Origin of the sequence: Aestuariimicrobium sp. Y1814 (assembly GCF_050113895.1) — a bacterium.
Lineage (GTDB): Bacteria > Actinomycetota > Actinomycetes > Propionibacteriales > Propionibacteriaceae > Aestuariimicrobium.
The window spans coordinates 130,525-154,673 of sequence record NZ_JBNJRW010000006.1 but is presented as its reverse complement, the minus strand read 5'-3'; the positions used below and the strand labels follow the sequence as shown (position 1 = coordinate 154,673).

Annotated in this window: 19 protein-coding genes; 6 read left to right on the top strand and 13 right to left on the bottom strand. The window is 68.2% G+C overall.

Annotated elements, in window-relative coordinates; genetic code table 11:
* Nucleotides 1-24 precede the first annotated feature (24 nt).
* Nucleotides 25-1,752: a DUF2207 domain-containing protein gene (locus tag ACQE3C_RS09060; protein ID WP_434538857.1), complete on the top strand. Its 1,728-nt coding sequence runs from the start codon at nt 25-27 to the stop codon at nt 1,750-1,752.
* Nucleotides 1,753-1,861: 109 nt separating this feature from the next.
* On the opposite strand, the gene ACQE3C_RS09055 is transcribed toward ACQE3C_RS09060, so the two are convergent.
* The gene (locus ACQE3C_RS09055) at nt 1,862-3,301 is read right to left on the bottom strand and encodes a glycine hydroxymethyltransferase (protein WP_434538856.1); all 1,440 of its coding nucleotides are present in this window, start codon (nt 3,299-3,301) and stop codon (nt 1,862-1,864) included.
* A 230-nt stretch (nt 3,302-3,531) separates the two neighbouring features.
* Between ACQE3C_RS09055 and ACQE3C_RS09050 the strand changes: the two genes are divergently transcribed.
* Nucleotides 3,532-4,362, top strand: coding sequence for a DUF559 domain-containing protein (locus tag ACQE3C_RS09050; protein WP_434538855.1), 831 nt, complete (start codon nt 3,532-3,534; stop codon nt 4,360-4,362).
* 98 nt (nt 4,363-4,460) lie between these two features.
* Here ACQE3C_RS09050 and rlmB read toward each other — a convergent pair whose 3' ends face one another.
* The 8 genes from rlmB to ACQE3C_RS09010 form a co-directional block, all read right to left on the bottom strand.
* A complete protein-coding gene (rlmB, locus tag ACQE3C_RS09045) occupies nt 4,461-5,420 on the bottom strand; it encodes a 23S rRNA (guanosine(2251)-2'-O)-methyltransferase RlmB (RefSeq protein WP_434538854.1) in 960 nt (319 codons plus the stop codon).
* Nucleotide 5,421: 1 nt separating this feature from the next.
* Nucleotides 5,422-6,900 (bottom strand): cysteine--tRNA ligase, encoded by a 1,479-nt coding sequence (gene cysS, locus ACQE3C_RS09040; RefSeq protein WP_434538853.1) that lies wholly within the window; start codon nt 6,898-6,900, stop codon nt 5,422-5,424.
* A gap of 102 nt (nt 6,901-7,002) precedes the next feature.
* Nucleotides 7,003-7,665 (bottom strand): methionine ABC transporter permease, encoded by a 663-nt coding sequence (locus tag ACQE3C_RS09035; protein WP_434538852.1) that lies wholly within the window; start codon nt 7,663-7,665, stop codon nt 7,003-7,005.
* Nucleotides 7,662-8,816 (bottom strand): methionine ABC transporter ATP-binding protein, encoded by a 1,155-nt coding sequence (locus ACQE3C_RS09030; protein ID WP_434538851.1) that lies wholly within the window; start codon nt 8,814-8,816, stop codon nt 7,662-7,664. Before ACQE3C_RS09030 ends, ACQE3C_RS09035 begins: the two co-directional genes overlap by 4 nt.
* An 18-nt stretch (nt 8,817-8,834) precedes the next feature.
* Entirely contained in the window at nt 8,835-9,719 is an 885-nt protein-coding gene (locus ACQE3C_RS09025; RefSeq protein WP_434538850.1) for a MetQ/NlpA family ABC transporter substrate-binding protein, read from the bottom strand.
* Between the two features lie 377 nt (nt 9,720-10,096).
* Nucleotides 10,097-11,491 (bottom strand): DUF4032 domain-containing protein, encoded by a 1,395-nt coding sequence (locus tag ACQE3C_RS09020; protein WP_434538849.1) that lies wholly within the window; start codon nt 11,489-11,491, stop codon nt 10,097-10,099.
* A 55-nt stretch (nt 11,492-11,546) separates the two neighbouring features.
* On the bottom strand, nt 11,547-12,722 hold the full coding sequence (metB, locus tag ACQE3C_RS09015; protein ID WP_434538848.1) for a cystathionine gamma-synthase: 1,176 nt from the start codon (nt 12,720-12,722) through the stop codon (nt 11,547-11,549).
* Nucleotides 12,723-13,217: 495 nt separating this feature from the next.
* Nucleotides 13,218-14,150, bottom strand: coding sequence for a rhodanese-related sulfurtransferase (locus tag ACQE3C_RS09010; protein WP_434538847.1), 933 nt, complete (start codon nt 14,148-14,150; stop codon nt 13,218-13,220).
* Between the two features lie 36 nt (nt 14,151-14,186).
* On the opposite strand from ACQE3C_RS09010, the gene ACQE3C_RS09005 reads away from it, so the two are divergent.
* Nucleotides 14,187-14,777, top strand: coding sequence for a MarC family protein (locus tag ACQE3C_RS09005; RefSeq protein ID WP_434538846.1), 591 nt, complete (start codon nt 14,187-14,189; stop codon nt 14,775-14,777).
* A 75-nt stretch (nt 14,778-14,852) separates the two neighbouring features.
* Here ACQE3C_RS09005 and ACQE3C_RS09000 read toward each other — a convergent pair whose 3' ends face one another.
* From ACQE3C_RS09000 to ACQE3C_RS08985, 4 genes are all read right to left on the bottom strand, one after another.
* Entirely contained in the window at nt 14,853-15,950 is a 1,098-nt protein-coding gene (locus ACQE3C_RS09000; RefSeq protein WP_434538845.1) for an ABC transporter ATP-binding protein, read from the bottom strand.
* A gap of 291 nt (nt 15,951-16,241) precedes the next feature.
* Nucleotides 16,242-17,963: a serine hydrolase gene (locus ACQE3C_RS08995; protein WP_434538844.1), complete on the bottom strand. Its 1,722-nt coding sequence runs from the start codon at nt 17,961-17,963 to the stop codon at nt 16,242-16,244.
* A complete protein-coding gene (locus ACQE3C_RS08990; RefSeq protein ID WP_434538843.1) occupies nt 17,960-19,249 on the bottom strand; it encodes an exo-beta-N-acetylmuramidase NamZ family protein in 1,290 nt (429 codons plus the stop codon). The genes ACQE3C_RS08995 and ACQE3C_RS08990 overlap by 4 nt, the downstream gene beginning before the upstream one ends.
* Nucleotides 19,250-19,278: 29 nt before the next feature.
* Nucleotides 19,279-21,066 (bottom strand): glycoside hydrolase family 3 N-terminal domain-containing protein, encoded by a 1,788-nt coding sequence (locus ACQE3C_RS08985; protein ID WP_434538842.1) that lies wholly within the window; start codon nt 21,064-21,066, stop codon nt 19,279-19,281.
* Nucleotides 21,067-21,297: 231 nt separating this feature from the next.
* Between ACQE3C_RS08985 and ACQE3C_RS08980 the strand changes: the two genes are divergently transcribed.
* The 3 genes from ACQE3C_RS08980 to ACQE3C_RS08970 all read left to right on the top strand — a co-directional run bounded on the left by ACQE3C_RS08980 (nt 21,298) and on the right by ACQE3C_RS08970 (nt 24,114).
* Nucleotides 21,298-22,128 carry a DedA family protein gene (locus ACQE3C_RS08980; RefSeq protein WP_434538841.1) on the top strand — a complete coding sequence of 277 codons (831 nt, stop codon included), beginning with the start codon at nt 21,298-21,300 and terminating at the stop codon, nt 22,126-22,128.
* Between the two features lie 76 nt (nt 22,129-22,204).
* Nucleotides 22,205-23,431 carry a sensor histidine kinase gene (locus ACQE3C_RS08975; protein WP_434538840.1) on the top strand — a complete coding sequence of 409 codons (1,227 nt, stop codon included), beginning with the start codon at nt 22,205-22,207 and terminating at the stop codon, nt 23,429-23,431.
* Entirely contained in the window at nt 23,428-24,114 is a 687-nt protein-coding gene (locus tag ACQE3C_RS08970) for a response regulator (protein WP_434538839.1), read from the top strand. The genes ACQE3C_RS08975 and ACQE3C_RS08970 overlap by 4 nt, the downstream gene beginning before the upstream one ends.
* Nucleotides 24,115-24,149 lie beyond the last annotated feature (35 nt).

Genomic DNA, 24,149 nt, shown 5'->3' with positions numbered 1-24,149 from the left:
CCCGCACTGCGGAGAGGTCTCGTGATGTCGAACCAAGTTGTGGGTACCTGGCTGACCCGCCCCCTTCGGCTGCTGCTCGCGCTCATCCTGGGCGCGATGCTGGTGGCAGGGCCAGTGGCAGTGCAGGCGCGCGCCGACGATACTGCCGCGTCCTATGAGATCGATGCGCAGCTGGCGTCCGACGGTGCGCTGACGGTCAATGCCACCGTCACCCTGGGTGAGACCAAGCCGGAAACCCTGCGGCAGGCCTTCCGGACCCGGCGACCGGCCACCTCGACCAGCGACTACGTCTACACGATCACCGACCTGAAGGCGAGCGCCGGCGGGAACGACCTGGGTGCCACCGTCAGTGACGACGGTGACGACAAGGTCATCGAGATCAACACCGCCGCCGCGAACAACGAACCCATCGTGATCAGCTACAAGGTCGTCGGTGCCGTCGCCGCCAACGAGAAGCCCGACGAGCACGAGGCCACCACCACCTTCGCCTGGCACTTCCTGCAGGGCCTCAATGTCGGGGTCACCTCGGTCACCGGCAGCATCAACACCTCGGCTCCGGTGAGTTGGATCGACTGCCGCTCCGGCAACCCCGTCGCACCGGGGGCGTGCTCGAACTGGCAGGCCGGCACCCATGAGGCCCCCGTCCCGACCTTCGAGGACGGCCCGCGTGGCGCGAATGAGGTCGTCATGGTGACGTTCATCTCGCCGGCCAGCCTGCTCAGCGCCAACGAGCAGATCGACCACCGCTGGACCCTCGACCGGGCCTTCACCTTCAGCTGGCCGACCGCCCTGGCGGCGCTGGCCGCCCTGCTGCTCGGGGCGCTGGCGCTGTGGTCACTGCACCGGCGCGCCGGGCGTGACATTGCCGCACTGTCCCACCCGACCCTGGTCGCCGAGTTCGCCCCGGTGGGTGAGGGTGAGTCGGAGTTCAGCATGGTCAGCGACGTGCGACCGGGCCAGATCGGCACCGTGGCCGACGAACGCGTCGACCCTGTCGACGTGACCGGCACCCTGCTCGACCTCGCCGTCCGCGGTCACCTGCGCATCGAACAACTGCCCAATGACGGCCACAGCCCGATGGACTGGTCGTTCACCCGTCTCGAGGGTGGCCGTGGGGAACTGCACCCCTACGAGACCCTGCTGCTCGACGCGGTGGCTCCCAAGGGTGGCAACCCCGTCCTGGTCTCGCACATCTCCGAGGCCGTCGGCCCGGTCATCCCCGAGGTGCAGGACGCCCTCTACGACGACGTGGTGGCCCAGGGCTGGTTCGACAAGCGCCCCGACGCGGCCCGCAACACCTTCGCGATCGCCGGGTGGGTCACCCTGGTCGTGGCTCTGGTGGCCCTCGGCCTGCTGGTGGCCTTCACCACCTACGGCCTGCTCGGCCTGGCGCTGGTCGCGGTGGCCGTCGGCCTTCTGTGGGTCTCGCAGTTGATGCCGCGCCGCTCGGCCCGCGGGTCGGAGCTGCTGGCCGGCCTGCACGGGTTCGCCTCGCTGCTGCAGCACCAGCGCACCGACCAGATGCCCAAGGGTCGCGAGCTGCACGAGATCTCCGAACTGCTGCCCTATGCCGTCGTCCTCGGTGGCAAGGACCGCTGGATCGAGGCGCTGGTCGCGGCCGATGGGGACGAGCAGGCCGACTCCAAGAAGCTCGACTGGTACCACGCCCCCGACGACTGGCACCTGCACCACCTGCCGGCCTCACTGGATGCCTTCATCACCGTCGTCCAGGGCCGCCTGTTCTCGCGCTGATCCGTTTTCGGGGGATGACCCCTGCACCCGGTCAAGAAATGAAAGTGCCCCTGCGCGATGCGCAGGGGCACTTCTCGTTGGGGGTCACCCCCCGCGGCCAATGGCGCGCTCACAACTCCAATCCTGGGTAGAGGGGGTGGGCGTCCAGCAGTTCCTGGGCAGCAGCCTTCGTCCGGTCGGCCACGCCGTCGGCGATCACGTACTTCGCCTTGCCGGGCGCACCGGTGCTGGTGGTGGCCGGGGTCGTGTTCGACAGCACGTCGACGATCAGCTCGGCCACCCGGTCGAAGTCGTCGGTGGTGAACCCGCGCGAGGTCAGGGCGGGGGTGCCCAGTCGCACGCCGCTGGTGTACCAGGCGCCGTTCGGGTCCTGCGGCACCGAGTTGCGGTTCGAGACCACCCCGGCGTCGATCAGCGCCGACTCGGCCTGGCGGCCGGTCAGCCCGTAGTTGGTGACGTCGAGCAGCACCAGGTGGTTGTCAGTGCCACCGGTGACCAGCTTCGCGCCACGGGTGAGGAAGCCCTCGGCCAGCGCCTTCGCGTTGGCGGCCACGTCCTGGGCGTAGGTCTGGAACTCGCTGGTGCGGGCCTCGGCCAGCGCGACGGCCTTCGCGGCCATCATGTGAGACAGCGGGCCGCCCAGCACCATCGGGCAGCCACGGTCGATGTCGGCGGCGAACTCCTTGGTGGCCAGCACCATGCCACCGCGGGGGCCGCGCAACGACTTGTGGGTGGTGGTGGTCACGACCTGGGCGTGGGGAATCGGGTCCTCGTCGCCGGTGAACACCTTGCCCGCGACCAGGCCGGCGAAGTGGGCCATGTCGACCATCAGCACCGCGCCGACCGAGTCGGCGATCTCGCGCATCTTGGCGAAGTTCACCCGACGCGGGTAGGCCGAGTAGCCGGCCACGAGCACCAGCGGCTTGAACTCCTTGGCCGAGGCGGCCAGCGCGTCGTAGTCGATCAGGCCGGTCTCGGGGTCGGTGCCGTAGGAACGCTGGTGGAACATCTTGCCGGAGATGTTGTGGCGGAAGCCGTGGGTCAGGTGGCCACCGGCGTCCAGTGACATGCCCATGATGCGCTGCTCGCCGAAGGCCTTGCGCAGCGACTCCCAGTCGTCCTCGGTCAGGTCGTTCACGGTCTTGGCGCCGACCTGCTCGAGAGCGGGGGACTCGACCTTGTTGGCGAGGATCGCCCAGTAGGCGACCAGGTTGGCATCGATGCCGGAGTGGGGCTGCACGTAGGCGTACTCGGCGCCGAACAGCTCACGGGCATGCTCGGCGGCCACCGACTCGACGGTGTCGACGTTCTGGCAACCGGCGTAGAAGCGGTGTCCGACCGTGCCCTCGGCGTACTTGTCGCTGAGCCAGGTGCCCATGGTCGCCAGCACCGGCAGGGAGGCGTAGTTCTCCGACGCGATCAGCTTCAGCGAACCTCGCTGGTCGGTCAGTTCCTGACGGGTGGCCTCGGCGATGCGCGGCTCGGTGCGGCCGACGACGTCAAGGATGGTCTTGTAGGCGCTGGCCAGTTCAGCGTTCACGTTCGACACGGGTGCTCCTCGCAGTTTGGTCTGGGGACAATCTACCGCGGGTCGAGGTGGTGGCGTCGATCGTGTTTGCCCCCAGAGATGTCCATGAGCTGCGGGCTGAGCCCCTCATTGAGCCCTCTGAGGCCAACTTCGTGGACATTCCTGGGTGGACTGCTGTGGAAGACCATCCTCCCGCCACTTTCTCTGTGGCCAGCTGAACACTTGGCGCATTCCGCACTCATGACCGTGTCATGGAGAATCCGATGATCATTCGCAAGGAGCTGCCCCGCTCGCGCCAGCGCCGGGTTGACGAGCTGGTTCGGGCCGGTCGACTGCACCGGGTACTGCCGGGCATCTACTCACCATCGGAAGCGCTCACCTGGCATGACCGGGTCTGGGCGGTACAGGCTGCGCGACCAGAGGGTGTGCTGACCGGTCCGACGGCTGCCCGACTCACCTTCTGGCCTGACCATCGCATCGACGACATCTGGGTTGCGGGCGCCCGATTCCGGCGTGGCTGTCCGCAGTGGGTGCGGCAGACGACTCGTTCGGTGCCGAGTGACATGGTCAGGGGGAGTGGGACCCTGCGTTGGACCAGCACCCCGCTGACCGTGCTCGACCTCGTTGAGGTTGACGGCGGCAATGCCATCGATGAGGCCTTGCGTCGACGAGCCACCACGCTGGACAGGCTGCACGAGACGCTCGCCGCTCTGCCGGGGCGACACGGGAACACAGAGGTTCGGCGCTTGCTTTCTGACTCCCGCGACCAGCCCTGGTCGTTCCTGGAGCGGCAGGCTCATCGGGGCCTGAGACGCCATCGCATCGGCGATTGGCAGGCGAACCACCGGGTGAGGGTTCGCGGTCGCACCTTCTACATCGACATCGCTTTTCCGCATCAGATGCTGGCGGTCGAGATTGATGGGTGGTCAGCCCACCGAACCCGCGAGGTGATGGACAACGATGCCGTTCGTCACAACCTGCTGGTGCTGGCTGGGTGGATGGTGCTGCGGTTCACCGAACGCAACCTGGGTGACCTACCCGAATCGGTCAGGCAGGCCGAGAAGCTTCAGCGGCGCCGGTGAACACAGAAACGTCCACCGGGTTCACTCCGGACCCGCGTCGGGCGCGCGAAGTCGGCAACTTCACGGACATCCCCGTGCCGGACTGCAGCCGACGGAACTCAGCGGCAGCGATTGATCTCGTACAGGGCGATCGAGGCGGCCACCGACGCGTTCAACGACTCCACGTCGCTGTTGATCGGGATGGAGACCAGGTGATCGCAGTGCTCACGGACCAAGCGCGACAGGCCCTCACCCTCGGAACCGATCACCACGACCAGGGGCCCGTCGACACCCGGGATGCCGGCCACGTCGACATCACCCTCACCGGCCAGGCCGACGATCGTGAAGCCGGCCTTGGCATACGACTCCAGGGCACGGTTCAGGTTGGTGGCCATCGCCACCGGGATGCGGGCGGCCGCACCGGCCGAGGTCTTCCAGGCTGCCGCGGTCATCCCCGCGGAACGCCGCTCGGGGATCACCACACCGTGGGCGCCGAACGCCGCCGCCGACCGGATCACCGCACCCAGGTTGCGCGGGTCGGTGATCTGGTCCAGGAAGACCACCAGCGCCTCGGAATCCTCGTCGTCGATCGCATCGGCGAGCACGTCGTCGGGGTGGGCGTACTCGAACGCCGGCAGCTGCAGGGCGACCCCCTGGTGCAGGGCCCCGCCGGTCAGCCGGTCCAGTTCGAAGCGGTGCACCTGCACCATGGGAATGGTGTGCTCGGCGGCGAACTTCAGGATGTCGCGCAGCCGGTCGTCCCGTTCGGCGCCGTCGGCGATGTAGGCGGTCTTCACCGGCAGGCCGGCGTGCAGCGCCTCCAGCACAGGGTTGCGCCCGGCCACCCATTCGGGCCCCGACCCCGGACGACCCTTGCCGCCCTGCCCGGGGCGCTGCTGGCGGCCAGACGCCCGCCGGGCTGCCGCTTGCTTGGCCTTGTAGGCCTTGTGGTAGGGGCGGTCCTCCGCCTTGGGGGTGGGGCCCTTGCCCTCGAGCCCACGGCGCACGCGCCCGCCCGAGCCGGCGGTGCGGCCCTTGCCCTTGGTGGTCGCACCGCGGCGCTGGCTGTTTCCGGCCATGTCAGTTCTCCAGTTCCCACCGGGCACCCTGCGGGGTGTCGGTGATCTTGAGGCCAAGACCGGCCAGTGTGTCACGGATGGTGTCGGCGGCCGCCCAGTCCTTGCGGGCACGGGCCTCTGCGCGCTGGTCGAGCAGGGCGCTCACCAGGCCGTCGACCACGGGTGCCAGGTCGCCACCGGACGAGCCGCGCAGGTGGGCCCATTCGGGGGCGTCGGGGTTGAGCCCGAACACGTCGAGCATGCGTCGCACGGTGCTCTCGTGCTCGCCGATCGCGGCCAGGTCGCCGGCGGCGATCGCCTTGTTGCCCTCGGTCACGGCGGTGAACAGCGCCGCCACCGCGCCGGGGGTGCCCAGGTCGTCGTCCATCGAGGCGGTGAAGGCCTGCCACTGGGCGGTGCCGGGCTGGGCCGGGTCGTCCGCGGCGTTTGCCTCGTCGGTGGTGGTGGTCGTCGGGGTGCCCAGTGCCTCGGTGGCGCGGGCGAGGAAAGAGTCGATGCGCTCGATCGCCTTGGTGGCCTCGTCGAGTGACCCGCGGGTGGCCTCGTCGGCGGCGGAGAACTCGATCATCGAACGGTAGTGCGGTGCCAGCAGGAAGAACCGCACCGCGCGGGGGTCGTAGAGCTTGGTCACCTCGGTCACCTTGGCGGTGTTGCCGAGGGATTTGCTCATCTTCTCCCCGGCCATGGTGACCCAGGCATTGTGCATCCAGTAGGTCGCGAACCCACGACCGGCCGCCCGTGACTGGGCCAGTTCGTTCTCGTGGTGCGGGAAGCGCAGGTCGATGCCGCCGCCGTGGATGTCGAAGGCGTCGCCCAGGTACTTGCCGGCCATCGCCGAGCATTCGATGTGCCACCCCGGACGACCGCGTCCCCAGGGGCTGGGCCACGATGCCGAGGCTGGTTCGTCGGGCTTGTGGCCCTTCCACAGCGCGAAGTCGCGCGGGTCACGCTTGCCGCGTGGGTCGGCATCGGCGGCGTCCTCCATGTCGTCGACCTTCTGGTGCGACAGGGAGCCGTACTCGGGCCACGACTTGACGTCGAAGTAGACGTCGCCGGAGCCGTCGGGGGCCACGTAGGCGTGGCCGCGCTCGATCAGGGTCTCGATGAGTTCGACCATCTCGGGGACGTGCCCGGTGGCCCGCGGTTCGTAGGTCGGCGGCAGGCAGCCCAGTGAGGCATAGGCCTCGTGCAGTTCGTTCTCGAACTCGTAGGCATGCGCCCACCACGGCACCCCGCGCTCGGCCGACTTGGCCAGGATCTTGTCGTCGATGTCGGTGACATTGGCGACGATGGTGACCTCGAGGCCCGAGGCGGTCAGCCAGCGCCGCAGGACGTCGAAGACGACCTCCTTGCGGATGTGACCCAGGTGCGGCGAGGACTGGACGGTCAGCCCACAGTGGTAGATCGAGACCTTCCCCGGCTCCAAGGGGTGGAAGTCGTGGACCTGGCCGCTGGCCGAGTCATACAGTCGAAAGCTCACCCGCTCATTCTGACATGCGGTGCAGCGCCCCCTGCACCGTGCGCCCCGAACGCGGAGTGTGGGGGTGCAGGGGGTCATCCTCCGCAAGCTGCGCGTGCAGGGTCAGCGGTGCTGGGACTTGCGCGCCAGCCAGTTGCCGAGGAACTGCACCACCTGGACGAGGGCGACGATCACCAGCACGGTGATCCAGGTGATGGCCCAGTCGAAGCGTTGGTAGCCGTAGGACAGGGCGAACGCACCCAGGCCGCCACCGGCGACGATCCCGGCCAGGGCCGACATGTCCACGATGGCGACAAACAGGAACGTGTAGCCGAGGATCAGCGGTGCCTGCGCCTCGGGGATCATCACCGTGCGGATGATCCGCCAGGTTGAGGCACCCATCGAGCGGGCCGCCTCGATGACGCCCGGGTCGATGCCGACCAGCGACTGTTCCACGATGCGCGAGGTGCCCATCGACACCATGATGATCATGGGGAACAGGAACGCGTTGGTGCCGATGCTGGTGCCGACCACTGCCAATGTCAGCGGGCCCATGGCCGCCACGAAGATGATGAACGGGATCGGTCGGAAGAAGTTGATCACCACGTTCAACACGTTGAACACCAGCGAGTTCTGCAGCAGCCCACCCTTGCGGGTCAGGGTCAACGTCAGGCCCAGCACCATGCCGATCAGGCCACCGATGACCAGGGCCATCGAGACCAGGTACAGCGTGGTGAAGATGGCCTCGACGAACACGTGGCCGTTGGTGGAGAAGTCGAACTTCATCGGGGGTCCTCCACAGTGATGACGACGGGTTCACCGGGCTCATCCGGCCCACTGCCAGCGGGCTGGTCGCCGACCGGGGTCGCGGGCTCAGCAGGCCCGCCGGGCGCGCTGACCGGGTGCTCCTCGACGTCGGTGAACTCGCGCAGCAGGCCCAGGGCGTGGGCGATCTGCGCCTCGTCCCCGCTGAGGGCGAAGGTGAGCGAACCGTAGGGGCGCTCGGCGATCTCGACGATCGAGCCATAGACCAGGTCGGCGCGCACATTGGCCTCGTCCAGGGTCTTGACCACGGTTCGTCCGCCGGTGTCGTGGTCGCGGATGGTGACCGTGACCAGGTGGCCGGGGTAGCTCTGCGCGAGCCGCTGCAGGGTGGCGGCGTTGGGCCGGTCCTTCAGCGAGGTGTTGACGAAGCGGCGGGTGGTCGGGTGGGTCGGGTTGCTGAAGATGTCGTAGACCTCACCGGTCTCGATCACGTGGCCGTTCTCCATCACCGCGACGCGGTGGCACAGGTTGCGCACGACGTCCATCTCGTGGGTGATGATCACAATGGTGATGCCGAGTTCGTCGTTGGCCTTGCGCAGCAGCCCCAGCACCTCTTCGGTGGTCTGCGGGTCGAGGGCAGAGGTGCACTCGTCGGCCAGCAGGATCTTGGGGTTGGACGCCAGGGCGCGCGCGATGCCCACGCGCTGCTTCTGGCCGCCGGACAGCTGGTGGGGGTAGGCCTTGGCCTTGTCGGACAGGCCGACGAAGTCGAGCAGCTCGGCCACGCGGGCGGCCCGGCGGGCCTTGTCCCACTGCTTGTTCTCGGAGTTGAGGATCGTCAGCGGGTAGGCGATGTTCTCACTGACCGTCTTGGAGGCGAACAGGTTGAACTGCTGGAAGATCATCCCGATGTTGTGGCGCACCGGCAGCAGCTGCTTCTCGGTCATCGACGACACCACGTGCCCGTCGACGACCAGGGTGCCCGAGGTGGTCGGTTCGAGCCCGTTGATGAGTCGGACGAGGGTCGATTTGCCGGCTCCGGAGAACCCGATGACACCGAAGATCTCACCGGGATGGATGTCGAGGGACACGCCGTTGACGGCGTGCACATCGCCCGACGAGGCGTCGAAGCGCTTGTGCACGCCGTCCAGCGTGATGATGGGTGTGCTCATCGGCTGGTCACTGGGTGATCAGTCGAGCGACTCGGTGACCTCGGCGAGGATCCGCTGCAGTTCCTCGGGGGTCTTGTTCACCAGCACGGCCGAGTTGCCGGAGTTCTCCTGCAGGGCGGCGGTGAACTCGGGGTCGGCGAAGATGGCGGCGAGCTTGAGCAGCTGCTCGTTCTCGGCGTCAGCCTTGCGGACGACGAACACGTTGATGTACGGCTCGGCAGCCTTCGAGGAGGCGTCGTCGGCGAACAGCGCGGTGTTCGGGTCGAGACCGGCGTCGTTGACGAAGTCGTTGTTCACCACGGCACCGTCGATCGAGGCGAGCGCGGTGACGGTCTGCTGGGCGTCCATCGGGGACACGGTCACCTTCGAGGCGGCGGTGTCGATGTCCTCTTCACCGGCGATGACACCGGTGCCCTCCTTGAGGGTCAGCAGCCCGGCCTCGGCGAGCACGTGCAGCGCGCGGGACTTGTTGGTCTCGTCGTTCGGCACGGCGATCTGGCCGCCGTCGGGGATCTGGTCGAGCGAGGTGTGCTTCTTCGAGTACAGCGCCAGCGGGTAGATCGCGGTCGAGGCGATCGGGACGAGGTCGGCGTTCTGGTCCTTGTTGTACCGGGCCAGGTACAGGATGTGCTGGAACTGGTTGGAGTCGAGCGAACCGTCCTTCACCGCCGGGTTCTCGGTGGTGTAGTCGGTGAAGTCCTTGATCTCGACCTTGATGCCGGCCTCTTCAGCCTTCTTGGTGAAGATGTTCCACTGCGGGTCCGAGGCGCCGACCACGCCGACCGAGATCGGGGTGTCGGTGCCGTCGCCGACGCCGCTGGGGTCATCGGAGCCGCAGCCGCTCAGCAGCAGGGCGATGGCAGTGGTCAGGGCAGCGAGTGGGGTGGCCCAACGCTTGAGCATGATGCTTCCTTTCAACTGGGGGCAACAAGCCCCGACGTCGCCGGGGCGACGCGTCTCTGGTGCCGCCACCTGCACAGGGCTGGGGTGGCAGCGGGGCGGCCGCGGGTGCGACAAGGACCACGACAAGCGGTCCAACGCCCAACCGGGACAATTCTGCACCGTGCGGAGTTATTCCCACACTCGAGACCTCGTTATCCGTCCGTGACGCGTGCCCGGCCCGGTGTGTGCCTGCTGCTCAACCTCTACTTGCCCCTGACTGCCGTCCCCAACCTGTACTGCCCGCTGCTCAACCTCTACTTGCCCCTGAACGGTGCACTTGCCACCGTTCCGGAACGGTGGCAAGTGCACCGTTCTGGGGCAAACAGGGGTGGGCGCCCTCAGGCGGGGTGGTCGCCCGCTTTGGCGCGCAGTGCGGCGATGTCGAGCACGCTGGCCGAGGCGGGGTCGACCTCTTCGGCCTCGTCCTCCCACGGGTCGTAGATCGGGATTTCGTCGGTGGGTTCGGCGAACCCCTTCGACGGGTCGTAGGGGTTGTTGGGGGTGTTCCCGGCCTGGGTGACCTGCAGCATCGATTCCGAGCTGAGGGCCTCGTCGGGCAGTCCCGCCAGGTACTCGTTGACGTAGCTGTGCGCCGCCTCGGTGAGCGGCACTTCACGGTTGAACTTCTGCGACTGGTACCAGCGGTGGTCGAGCACCTCGTGGAAGAACTGGGCATTGTCACGCTTGCCCCGCAGCTCCGCGGGGATGGTGGCCACGGTCGGCTCGTAGCACTCGGTCAGCCAGCGGTGGGCAACGACGGCCTCGTCCATGTGGCCCCAGTTGTTGCGGGCCCGGTAGGTGTCGAGGTCGTTCAGCATGCGGCGGGCCTGGTTCTCTTCGGCGTCGAGGCCGGTCAGCCGCAGCAGGCGGCGGGGGTGGTGGCCTACGTCGACCACCTTCGGCTGCAGCCGCACCTTGTCACCCGAGGGTGAGGTTGAGATGTCGAGCTCGGCCACGTCGAAGCCGAGCGCATTCAACCGCCGCACCCGACCCTCGATGCGGTGCAGCTCGGAGCCGGTGAACTCCTCGACACCGGTCAGCTCGGTCCACAGCTCCTCGTAGCGGTTCTCGATGGTCTGGACCAGGTTGAGCGGGTCGAGCGAGGCGTCGAGCAGCCCACCGGCCTCGAGGTCGAGGAACTCCCCGAACAGGTTCGTCTGGGCGATGGTCAGGTCGTGCAGACGCTGGCCGTCGGTGAGCTTTTCGTGCAGTTCGCCGGTCTCGGCGTCGACCAGGTGCGCCGCGAAGGAATCGGCGTCACGCCGGAACAAGACGTTCGACAGCGACACGTCACCCCACAGGAACCCGAGCAGGTGCAACTGGGCCAGCAGGACGACCAGGGCGTCGATCAGGCGCATCACCGTCTCCTGGCGGACGCCGGAGTGGAACAGCGAGCGGTAGGGCAACGAGAAGGACAGGTGCCGGGTCAGCAGGATCGGGTCGAGTGGCTGGCCGGTGGCGGAGGTGCGGCCGCTGACCACGGCCAGGGCCTCGACCCCGTGCGCCCCCAACCGGCGCAGGTCGTGCAGCAGCCGGTACTCGTGCACGGCCAAGTGCTCGATGACCTCCTTGGCGGCGTAGACCTCTTCACCGACCCGGATGAACCGCACGACGTGGCGGGAGATGCCGCGGGGCAGTGCCACCAGCAGGTCGGTCGGCCATTCCTCCAGCGGGGTGCTCCACGGCAGCGCGAGCAACCGCGAATCCGGGTGGGCTGACAGGAACCTGGGCACCCGCCCAGTCTGCCAGTCCAACCCGCGCGGGGACAGCGATGGGCTGCGGACGACCTCAGCCGGTGACCGCGGCCGCCCGGTCGAGCCCCGCGGCGAGGTCGGCCACCAGGTCGGCGGACTGCTCGATGCCCACCGACAGGCGCAGCAACCCCTGGGAGATGCCGGCCAGCCCCAACGCCTCGTCGCTCATCGCCGCATGGGTCATCGCGGCGGGGTGTACCACCAGCGACTCGACCCCGCCGAGTGACTCGGCCAGGCAGAAGGTGCGCAGGCCGTCGACCAGGGCCTCGGTGGCTGCCCTGCCCCCGGCCACCTCGAAGCTGATCAGCGAACCGAAGCCGGACTGCTGGCGGGTGGCCAGTTCGTGACCCGGGTGGTCGGGCAGGCCGGGGTAGTGGACTCTCGTTACCGCCGGGTGGTCGACCAGCAGCTCGACGACCGCGGCGGCGTTCTCCTGGTGCACGCGCATCCTTGCGTCCAGGGTCCGCAGCCCGCGCAGCTGCAGCCAGGCATCGAAGCTGGAGCCGGAGACGCCGGTGGTGTTGGCCCACCAGTCCAGGTCGGCGTGAAGTTCTTCGGTGGCACTGACCAGGGCGCCCCCGACCACGTCGGAGTGGCCGTTGATGAACTTGGTGGTCGAGTGCAGCACCAGGTCGGCGCCCATCGACAGCGGCTGCTGCAGCACGGGGGAACAGAAGGTGTTGTCGGCCAGCACCTTTGCACCGGCAGTATGGCCCAGTTCGCAGACCGCGGCGATGTCGGTGATCCGCAGCAGCGGGTTTGACGGGCTCTCGACCCAGACCAGGTCGGCCTCGGTGGCCAGCGCCGCTCGGGCCGCGTCCAGGTCGGTCAGGTCGACCCAGTCGACCTGCAGCCGGCCGTCGGCGGCGAACCGGTTGAGCAGCCGCCACGTGCCGCCGTACAGGTCGTGGGCAGCGACCACTCGTCCGCCGGCCGGTACCAATGCCAGCACTGCCAGTGTGGCCGCTGACATGCCCGAGGAGGTGACCACCGTGCCGGCGCCCCCTTCCAGGGTCGCCAGCGCTTCACCGAACAGGTCGCGTGTCGGGTTGCCCGAGCGGCTGTAGGCGTAGTCGGGTTCCTCGGCGATCGTGGGGAAGGTGTAGTTCGACGACCCGTACCAGGCGGGCACCACAGCGCGGTGCTGGTCGTCCTGACCGATGCCGTGGCGCAGGGCGCGGGTCAGTCGCGAGATTTCGGGCTGGTCCATGCCCACGAGGGTAGTGGCTGGGTCGTGGGGTTGAGCTCAATGCCCAACCGGGTCGTAGGCATGGTCGTTTGGGGTCGTCACCGCGATCTTCTGCATGGTGCAACCCGCTGTGGCCCTTGCTGGCGGGTTTTCCTCCCATGGAGAGGGAAAATCCACCACCTTAGGTCGCTCGCCCCGGCCACGGTGGGGTTGGCCAAGTCCCGCGCGAACCATGATGCAAGACGGGTCCCGCATTCGTGCGGGCGCGCCTCGTCGTGCGCAAGGCGGGCCGACCGCTCGAACCTGCAGTCCTTGCGTGGGTGCACTGATTACGCCTCGTCCGGGTGTGGCGGTGTGCATCCGTTGCTCCGGTGCAGGGATTGCAGCTTGGACGAGGGCGAGGTCGAGCCCATGGTCAGGTGCGTCTGTCGGCCGGCGGCGCACCCGTTCGGTGCACCCACTGCCCGCCGGTGACCGGGCGCAGTTGACCGGACGAGCGGCGCTTCTCGATCTCGCTCACGGCTGCCTCGCCAGGGTCAGCGGGGAGCGGTTCTCGACCGCCACATGGTCGGGGCACCAGTTCTGGTCATCGGCGCAGTCGGGGCAGGTGACCAGTCGTTCCTGGCAGGGCAGGTCGGAACAGTTCTGCAGTCGGCTGGTCGGTCCCTCGCAGCGGTGGCAGCGGCCGATCACCTGCGGGTCGGGGCCGAGGTCGACCACCGAGCGTTGGTCGAAGACGGTCAGGCTGCCCTGCCACAGGCCGTCGTTGCCGAAGCGTTCCCCGTAGCGGACGATGCCGCCGTCGACCTGGTAGACCTCCTGGAAGCCGCGGTTGCGCATCAGCACGGTCAGCACCTCGCAGCGGATGCCGCCGGTGCAGTAGGTGATCACCGGCTTGTCCTTCAGGTGGTCATACTTGCCAGACTCGAGTTCGGCGACGAAGTCACCGGTGGTGGAGGTCTGCGGCACCACGGCGTCGCGGAATCGTCCGACCGCTGCCTCGATGGCGTTGCGGCCGTCGAAGAAGACGGTCTCGGGGCGCTGCTCGACCAGCGCGTTGACCTGCTCGGGGTCGAGCCGGGTGCCCCCGCCGACCACACCGGTCTCGTCGACCACGATCTCGTCGGGGGCACCGAAGGTGACCAGTTCGTCACGCACCCGCACCCGCAGCTTCGGGAAGTCGGTGCTGTAGCCCTGGTCGTCCAGCGCGGTGCCAGCCGACCACTTGACGTCGAGCTCGCGGAAACCGGCGTAGGCCCGGGTGCGCTTGAGGTAGGTCTTGCAGTTCTCGACCGTGCCGCCGACGGTGGCGTTGATGCCGTGCTCGCTGATGATGATGCGCCCGCGCAGCTTCAGCGACCGGCACAGCTCCCACTGCCACAACCTGACCGCCTCGGGGTCCCTGAGTGGGGTGAAGTGGTAGTACAGCAGGATCTTGGGCACAGGCACGATGCGATTATGCCCGCCGACAGCTAGATTCGGCGCGTGACCTGGACCTCTGCTGCACTGACCTTCCTGCTCGTGATGGACCCGTTGGGCAACGTGCCCCTGTTCCTGGCCGCGCTGCGGAACACCGCCCCCGAACGGCGGGTCAGGGTGATCCTGCGGGAACTGCTGATCGCGCTGGGCATCATGCTGGTGTTCCTGTTCTCCGGACGATTCCTGCTGAACCTGCTGCACGTCTCGCAGGAGGCGTTGATGGTCTCCGGTGGGGTGATCCTGCTGCTCATCGCGGTGCGGATGGTCTTCCCCACCCCGGAGAAGAACCTGCATGAGCCGGTCAACGGGGAACCCTTCATCGTCCCCCTCGCGGTGCCCTACCTGGCCGGGCCGTCGCTGCTGGCCACCCTGATCCTGGTCTCGAACTCGGGGCCGGCGACCCACTGGCCCTGGTGGCTGCTGGCCCTGGGGGTGGCCTGGCTCGTGTCGGCAGTGGTGCTGTTGAGCGCCGGCTGGCTGCAGCGGTTCGTGGGAGAGCGGGCACTGGTGGCGACCGAGCGCCTGATGGGCATGGTGCTGGTGATGATCGGGGTGCAGATGATGCTCGAGGGGCTCAAAGCCTTCGTCCTGAGTTGACCCCAGCCGGGAAAGACCACAGGGGCCCAACCGAACGGTTGGGCCCCTGCGGCTTGCACTCCTGAGGTACCGAGGTCAGCTGATGCGGTCCTGGGTGGCGTTGCTGAACACGTGCACGTGGTCCTTGTCGACCCCGAGGCGCACCTGTGCCCCACGCTGGGGTGGGCGACGCGACGAGATGCGGGCCACGATCTGCTGCGCGGTGATCTTCTCGTCGTCGGTCAGGCCGGTGAGGCTGCCGTAGAGGTAGGCGTCAGCGCCGAGCTCCTCGACGACGGCGACGTCGAGGCCGATGCCCTCGTCGCTGTCGGACAGCACGAAGGTCTCGGGGCGGATGCCCAGGGTCAGGGTCTCCTCACCGGGAGCCCGGTCGAGGATCTCACGGGCCACCGGCACGACGTAGTCACCGATCTGGACGCCGCCGTCGACGACCTTACCGCTCATCAGGTTCATGGCCGGCGAGCCGATGAAGCCGGCGACGAACAGGTTGCGCGGGGTGTCGTAGAGGGCCAGCGGGCTGTCGACCTGCTGCAGCTCACCGGCGCTCATCACGGCCACCCGGTCACCCATGGTCATGGCCTCGACCTGGTCGTGGGTCACGTAGACGGTGGTGACACCCAGGCGCGACTGCAGGGCAGCGATCTGGGTACGGGTCTGCACGCGCAGCTTCGCGTCGAGGTTCGACAGCGGCTCGTCCATCAGGAAGACCTGCGGGTCACGCACGATGGCGCGGCCCATGGCCACGCGCTGGCGCTGACCACCGGAGAGGTTCTTCGGCTTGCGGGTGAGGAACTCCTCCAGGCCCAGCAACTTGGCCGCCTCGAGCACGCGCTTCTGGCGCTTGGCCTTGGGCACGTTCTGCATCTTCAGCGCGAAGCCCATGTTGTCGGCCACGGTCATGTGCGGGTACAGCGCGTAGTTCTGGAAGACCATCGCGATGTCGCGGTCCTTCGGCGGCAGGTCGGTGACATCACGCTCACCGATGTGGATGCTGCCGGCGTTGACTTCTTCGAGGCCGGCGAGCATGCGCAGGCTGGTGGACTTGCCGCAACCCGAGGGGCCGACGAGCACCATGAACTCGCCGTCACCGATGTCGAGGTTGAGCTTGTTGACTGCCGGGCGCTCCGACCCGGGGTAGACGCGCGTCGCGTCAGTGAATGTGACCTTGGCCATGCCAATTGTCCTTTCCACGGGCAGGTACGTGCCCGACGATCCGTAGTGGAAACCCATGCCTGCAACCGCGCAGGCACCGGCGCCCCAGCAATCAGCCGTGACTGGTGAGGAACGCTCCGCCGAGATTAGCGCGTGAAGCCGGGTGAGGAAAGGGGATCCGAGCGTGGCGAGACCGAACCGTCACCTGCGGTGAGCGCACCGGCCCACAGACAGCTCCGCACTGCTGCCTGTGCGGCAGCAGTGCGGAGCGGGGTCACGCCCGGCCGGGCCGGGTGCCCGGGGGTGCGTGGGCTAGTTGGACGAGGGCGTCCAGTTCACCGCCACCAGGAGGGAGGGGTCCTTCTCCGGCGACAGGTTCACACCTCCTCCGCGCAGCTTGATGTTGTCGACGTAGACACCGCGGCCGGTGTACAGGTTGTCGGTGGTGTGCTTCCAGCGGATCACCAGGTTCTCACCTGCCGGCACCTGCGCCTCGGCCTTCATCCAGCGGCGCAGGCCGCTGAGCGCGAGCCCACCGGTGATCGTCTGCTCCTTGAAGTCGCGGTCCTTCAACCGGTAGGGCAGCGCGGCCCAGGTCTGGCCCCCGTCGGTGGACAACTGCAGGGTGAACGGGTCCCACTGGTCCTCGGTGTCGACGAACAGGTCGAAGCTCAGCTTGCCCTCACCGGCCTGAGTGCCCACCGGCAGGTCGAGGGTGGAAGTGGTCCGGTCGGTGATGCCCGTCCGCCAGGCGGTGTTGCCCTGGGTGGGGCGCACCGGCATGGCCAGCGCGAGTCCCTGGGCCCAGACCCGGCGGGGCCCATTGACCGACCCGGCGTTGCGCGAGGGGTGCACCCGGTTGGTCAGCAGGATCGCGAACGAGCGCGAACTGAAGTCGATCACCAGGCTGGTGCCCGTGTAGCCGGTGTGGCCGGCGGTCTTCGGGCCCGACAGGCCGGCCATGTACCAGCGCTGGTCGATCTCGAAGCCCAACCCGTGGTCATTGCCTGGGAAGGCCTCGTTGAAGTCGGTGATCAGCAGGTCGACCGAGGACTCCTTGAGGATCCGCTTGCCCTGGTAGGTGCCGCCGTTCAGCAGCGCCTGGGACAGGATCGAGAGGTCCTTGGTGGTCGAGAAGACCCCGGCATGGCCGGCGACGCCACCGAAGGACCAGGCGTTCTCGTCGTGCACCTCGCCCCAGACGATGCCCCGGTTGGGGACGGACTGGAACTCGGTGGCGGCGGTGCGCTGCTGGTCGGTCGGGTTGTAACCGGTGTCGACCATGCCCAGGGGCTGGGTGACCCGCTGCGCGACGACCTCGTCCAGCGGCATGCCGCGCAACTGTTCGACGATCAACCCGAGCGTGATCAGGTTGAGGTCGGAGTACTCGTACTTCGTGCCGGGGGTGGCGGTCGGGGTGGCGTTCATGACGGCCGCGATGCGGGCGTCGTTGTCGACCATCGACCACAGCGGCAGCCACGAGACCAGCCCTGAGGTGTGGGTCAGCAGTTGCTTGACGGTGATCTCCTGCTTGCCGTTGGCCGCGAAGGCGGGCAGGTAGGTGGCCACCGGTTCGTCCAGCGTGAGCTTGTTCTCCTCGACCAGCTGCACCGCCACCAGTGACGTGAACAGCTTCGAGACCGAAGCCAGGTCGAAGATGGTCTCGTCGGTGACCGCGATCCGCTCCGACTCGGGCAGCAGGTTGGTGGCATCGGCGTACAGCAGCGCATGGCCGCCGACCTCACGCGAGACGATGCTGCCGTTGTGGCCCATCACCGCGGCATAGCCGGGGTAGAGGGGATAGCCGTTGGCCTGCGGGACGGTGTAGCCGTCCAGCGCAGCCTTGGCGGCCCGGATCGGCTCGGGGTTGAGTCCCGCGCGTTCCGGCGTGGAGTCCTTCAGGACCGTGCCGGAGGAGGCGTAGCCCTTGTGGACTTTCGTGTAGTCCTCGGCGGCGGCGGGCCCGACCAGGCCCACCGTCAGCGCCACCGAGACTGCCAGCGCCGCACCGGCGCGCATCGTGTGGCGCATCATCCGCGGTTCCCCTTGTAGATCAGGTACTTCTGGCGCAGCTTGTCGAAGCCGGCCAGTTCGGCCTTCCAGGCGTTGATGACCTCATCGGCGCCGGCGCCGGCATTGATCTGGAGCCGCATCCGGTCCGAGCCGGTCAGCTTGTCGATCCAGTTGTCGGTACGCCACCCGAAGCCCGGGTAGAGCGCCTTGGCGGCGACCAGCATCTCGACACCGACGCGGATCGCGTCGACCTTGTAGGGGTCGGTGATGTGCACCTGCACCCCGGCGCAGACGACGTTCACGTGCTTGCTGAAGGTCGGGGTGAAGTACGCCTCGCGGAACTGCACGCCAGGGATGCGGCGCTCGGTCAGCCGGACCGACCACCGGTGGTCCATGTAGGGGGCCCCGATGAACTCGAACGGACGAGTGGTGCCGCGCCCCTCGGACAGGTTCGTCCCCTCGAACATGCAGGTGCCCGGGTACAGCAGGGCGGTGTCGGGGGTCGGCATGTTGGGGCTCGGCGGCACCCACTGCAGGCCGGTGTCGGCATACAGGTCGCGGGGCTTCCACCCCTTGGTCTCGATGACGGTCAGCTCACGCAGCCTGGCGCCCTCGTCCTCGGTGAGGAACTCACCGTTGAACAACTGGGCCAGCTCACCAACGCTCATGCCGTGCTGCTGCACGATCGCCTCCAGGCCCACGAAGGTGGTGAAGGCCTGCTGCATGAGCGGGCCCTTCGCCACCCCACCGACCGGGTTGGGCCGGTCGAGCACCATGAACTTCACGTTGGTGCGCACCGCGGCACGCATCGACTGGTACATCGTCCAGATGTAGGTGTAGAAGCGCGAACCCGCGTCCTGGATGTCGAAGACGACGGTGTCGATGCCCGACTGGGCGAACAGGTCGGCGGTCTTGGCGACCGTCGCCCCGTACAGGTCGTAGATGGTCAAGCCGGTGCGCGGGTCGATGCTGGTGCCCTCGGCGTCGCCGGCCTGCGCGGTGCCGCGGAAACCGTGTTCGGGGCCGAAGATGCCCTTGATGTCAAGGTTGGCAGCCGCCATCGAGTCCACGATCGAGGTGCCGTCAGCCAGCACACCGGTGGGGTTGGTGATGATGCCCAGCTTGCGGCTCCGCAAGGCCTTCCAGCCGGCGGCGGCCTGCAGGTCGGCGCCGGTGCGCACCTGCTGGCCGTAGCCGTTGCCATTATTGCCGTTGGCCTGGGCGGGCAGCGCCCCACCGAGTGCCAGCGCACTTGCACCGGCGGCAGCGCCGGCCCCGCTGATCATCATGCGTCGATTGAATCCCATGGTGTCGTTCTTTCTCTGAGGGGTGGTGGTCAGTAGCTCAGGCCGTGGCCGAAGGGGTGGATGACGGTGTTCACGTCGGTGGGCGAGACCAGGTCGACCGGCAGCAGGCCGCCGGGGTTGACCTGGCCGGTCAGCACCCGCACCAGCGACCCGGGGGTCACCGGTGAGTAGGAGTAGGTCGCGATCTTCGCCGCACCCTCGACCCAGGTCAGGTCATAGGGGTCGCGGACGGCCACGACGACCACCGGCTTGCCGGTCGCCCGCAGGGCCGCGATCAGGTTGCGCTGGCCGACATTGGCGCTGGTGCGGGCATTGTTGGTCAGCACCACGACCACGTCGACACCCGCGGCGGCTGCCACGGCAGCGGCGATCCGGGTGGCGTTCGGGTTGGTGGCGGTCTCGACGACAGTTGAGGGATGCCCCGCTGCGGTGAGCAGGTTGCCCACCGTGGCGGTGGTGCTGACGCCCCATCCGGTCACCAGCACCTTCTTGCCGGTGCTCAGGGGCAGGATGCCGTCATTGGTGACCAGGGTGACCGTGCGGTCGGAGATCGCATCCGCGGCCTGCATGTGCGCGGTGTTGCCGAGGTAGGCGTCGACCTTGTTCACATCGACGTACGGTTCGGCCACGTAGCCGCGGCGGAACTTCAGGGTGAGGATGCGTTCGACCTTGGCGTCGATGTCCTTCCACGTGAGGCGGCCGCTGGCCAGGGCCGCCTTGATCGCGGCGATCGCCTCGAGCGGCTTGGGGGCCATCAGCAGCTGGTCGACCCCTGCCTCCAGGGCCCGGACGGCCACCTCGGCGTCGCCGTACTTGTCGCGCACACCCTGCATGGCGAGGCTGTCGGTCACCACGACCCCGTCGTAGCCGAGCTGCTGGCGCAGCAGGCCCGTCATGATGGGCTTCGACAACGTGGCCGGGTCGCCCGAGTCGTCGAAGGCCGGCATGAGCAGGTGGGCGGTCATCACCATGTCGACCCCCGCGGCGATCGCGGCCCGGAACGGCGGCGCATCGATGGTTTCCCACTCCTCACGGGTGTGGTCGATGATCGGCAGGCCGTAGTGGCTGTCGACGGCGGTGTCGCCGTGGCCGGGGAAGTGCTTGGTCGAGCTCGACACGTTGCCACGGTCCTGGTAACCGCTGACCTGGGCGCGCACCATGTCGGCGGTCAGCGTGGGGTCGGACGAGAACGCTCGCACCCCGATGACCGGGTTGAGCGGGTTGACGTTCACGTCGGAGGTGGGGGCGAAGTTCACATTGATGCCCACCGCACGCAGTTCCTTGCCGGTGATGTCGGCGGCCTCACGGGCGTCGTCGGTGCTGCGGCCCGCACCCAGGGCCATCGACCCGGGGAACTGGGTGGCCGGCGACCCGAGCCGGGTGACCACACCCATCTCCTGGTCGGTCGCGATCTGCAGCGGGACACTCACCTTCTGCCCCGCGGTCAGCGCCGCGCGCTGCAGGCCGTTGCTCAGCGCGGCCACCTGCCGGGGGTTCTGGAAGGAGTTGGTCCAGGCGAAGTAGATGACCCCACCCAGGTGGAGCTTGCGGACCACTTCGGCGGGGGTGGCGTGGCCGAACTGGGTCACGTTGCGGTTGTCGGGGGTGTCTGCGGTGGCGCCGTACAGTTCGGCGATGAACAACTGGCCGATCTTCTGGTCTTTGGTCATGCGAGCCAGGGTGGAACGGATCCAGCCCTTGCCCTTGCTGTTGACGGGGTCTGCGCTGGCCTGTCCCGCACAGGCGATCGCTCCGGCAACGCCGGCGCCGGTGGCCAGGACCGCACGGCGCGACAACGATGAGTCGAGGGGAGTCACGAATACCTCACTTCGTCGGACGAGGACCAACCTGGTCCTCGAGGGGGTGCTGTGACGCTAGTTCGCTCGGCTAACGAAATTGCCGTTCGTGATGATTGAAATCTCAAGCTCTCTCTGGGTGGTCGGTGTAATGCCTAGTGGCGCGGGTAAAGGCTTACCTGAGATCAGCGTGAGGAATCCTTGGCAATCAGTCAGTTTTCGTGAGCGAGTCGGCCGGGCTAGCCTCGTCGTATGCATCCCCACCCCGAGGACCCCACGGGCGCCACCGATCCCGTGGTTGCGGCCGCCAACCGCGCGTTGGCCAAGGCGCAGGCCGAGGCCGCTTCGTCCCCGGCTGCCGCCGCTCAGGCCGCTGTTCCCCCGGGCGCGACCGAGGAGCCCGAGAAGGAGTGGTGGCAGGAAGAGGGCATGCCCTGGAAGCAGAAGCCCACCCGCTCGGATTTCGCCTGCATGGCCTGGATCGCGTTCATGGGCCTGTTCGGGCTGGCCATGCTGCCGTTGCGCGGCTGGCTGCTCGGCCTGAACCCGCCGCTGCTGGTGGCGCTCACCGGCTCACGGTCCGGCGCTGCGGCCATGGGCGCGCTGGCCTCGCAGGGGCTGGCCGACAACTGGGTCTGGTACCTGCTCGCCGGCACCGTCATGTCGATCAAGTTCGACTGGGTGTTCTGGTGGGCGGGCAAGCTGTGGGGTCGCGGCATGATCGAGGTCTGGGCCGGCCGCTCACCCCGGGCCGCCAAGAACTACGCCCGCGCCGAACGCTTGGCCGGCAAGCTCGGCTGGGTCGGCATGTTCGTGGCCTACGTGCCGATCCCGCTGCCGCTGATGCAGGTCATCTTCGTCCTGTTCGGCGCCTCGAAGATGAGCCTGAAGAAGTTCCTGGTGCTCGACTTCATCGCCAGTACCGTGTGGCTGCTGTTCTACGTGGGTCTCGGCTGGGTGGTCGGTGAACCGGCTGTGGAACTGCTCAAGCAGTACGCCAAGATCGCCAACTACGTGGCCATCGGCCTGATCATCTTCGTGGTCGCCACGACCATGTTCGCCCCCCGCCGCAAGCGCGCCTGAGATCTGGCCGCCCGGGTAGGACTGGTCGACCATCGGCCGGGCCCCTCGTCCGGGTGGCGCCGCTAGCCTCGGTGTCATGAGCGCCACCCCCGTCGCCGAGATCACGCGTGAGCGCTACCCGCCCCCGCCGCTGACGGGCTGGCAGGTGGCGTGGCGCTACGGCCTGGCCATCGCCAACTACCTGCTGGGCGTGCTGATCCTGCTGGGCGTGCTGCTGATGAGGGGGTCGGCTGCCGTCGACGTGGTGCTGGGCACGGTCCCCCCGGCGGGCGTGGTGCTGCTCGACATGCTGCTCGGCCTGGTCGCGCTGTTCATCATCCGCTTCCGCCGACGCCACCCGTTGACGACCTCGCTGGTGACCAGCGCGATGCTGCTGGTCTCCACCACGAGCGGCATGGTCACCGGCTGGGCGCTGATCAGCCTGGCCACCCACCGGCGCACCCGCGACGTGCTGGTGGCCGCGTTCGCCTACATGATCGGGGTGGTGGGCTCGGTGCTGCTGTGGAGCACCGACCCGATGCTGTCGTCGTGGACGGTCATGGTCGTGGTGACTCTGGCGGTGGTGGCCTCGACGGCCGCCTACATCGCCGTGGGACTGTTCATCGGCGCCCGGCGTGACCTGCTGGCCGGCATGAAGGAGCGCGCCGAGACCGCCGAGCGTGAGCAGGAACTGCGCGTGCTGCAGGGCCAGGCCGTGGAACGCAACCGCATCGCCCGTGAGATGCACGACGTGTTGGCCCACCGGATGAGCCTGGTCAGCCTGCACGCCGGGGCGCTGGCCTACCGCACAGACCTCACCCCCGAGCAGATGCGCGAGACCGCGGCGACCATTCGCGACAACGCCCACGCCTCCCTGGCCGAGTTGCGCACCGTGCTTGGTTCGCTGCGTGACGGCAGTGAGGTCGGCGTGCTCGAGAAGCCCCAACCCGCTGACCTGGCGGTCGAAGACCTGGTCGCCGAGGCCCGCGCCGGGGGAGCGGTGGTCGACTTCGTCGACGAGCTGGACCGGACCTCGCCGCTGCCGAGTGCGATCGCCCGCCATGGCTACCGGGTCGTCCAGGAGGCGCTCACCAATGCCCGCAAGCACGCCCCCGGCGGCAGGGTCGACCTCCGGCTCAGCGGCGCTCCCGGGTCCGGTCTCGTGATCCGGGTGGCGAACCCGTTGAGGGCGACGTCCCCGTCCGTCCCGGGGTCGGGGCTGGGGCTGGTCGGGCTGCGTGAAAGGGTGGACCTCAGCGGGGGCCGGATGGCGGTGCGGACCCAGGACGGACGATTCGAGGTGGAGGTGTGGTTGCCGTGGTGAACCCCTCGACGAACCTCGATGCCGGCGCCCGGGCGACCAGGTTGGTGCTGGTCGACGATGATGCGCTGGTGCGCGCCGGGCTCAAACTCATCCTCGGCGGCACCGACGAGTTCGAGATCGTCGCCGAGGGCAGCGATGGGGACGAGGTGCTCGCGCTGGTCGATGCCCACCACCCCGACATCGTCCTGCTGGACATCAGGATGGCCCGCAAGAACGGGCTCGACGCCGCGGGTGAGCTGCTGGCCCGCCCGCAGCCACCGAAGGTGATCATGCTGACCACCTTCGACGCCGACGACCTGGTGATGCGGGCGCTGACAGTGGGTGCCTCCGGTTTCCTGCTCAAGGACACCGCTCCCGAGCGGATGGTCGAGTCCATCCGGCAGGTGGCCGCCGGTGAGCAGTCGCTGTCGCCCAGCGTCACCGCGCAGGTGATCGCGGCCGCCACCCGGGGCTTCGCGGGGTCGCGCCGCAACCAGGCCCGGAAGGACCTCGAACGGCTGACCGAGCGGGAACTCGAGGTGGCCCGGGCCATCGCCGACGGGCTCACCAACCCGGACATCGCCCGCGCCCGCTACATGAGCGTCGCCACGGTCAAGGCCCACGTGACCAGCATCTTCGACAAGCTCGGGGTCAACAACCGGGTGCAAGTGGCCATCCGGTTCCACGACGCCCAACTGGACTGACGGCGTTCTGGGTGGGCGCCGGATGTCGGGTCCCC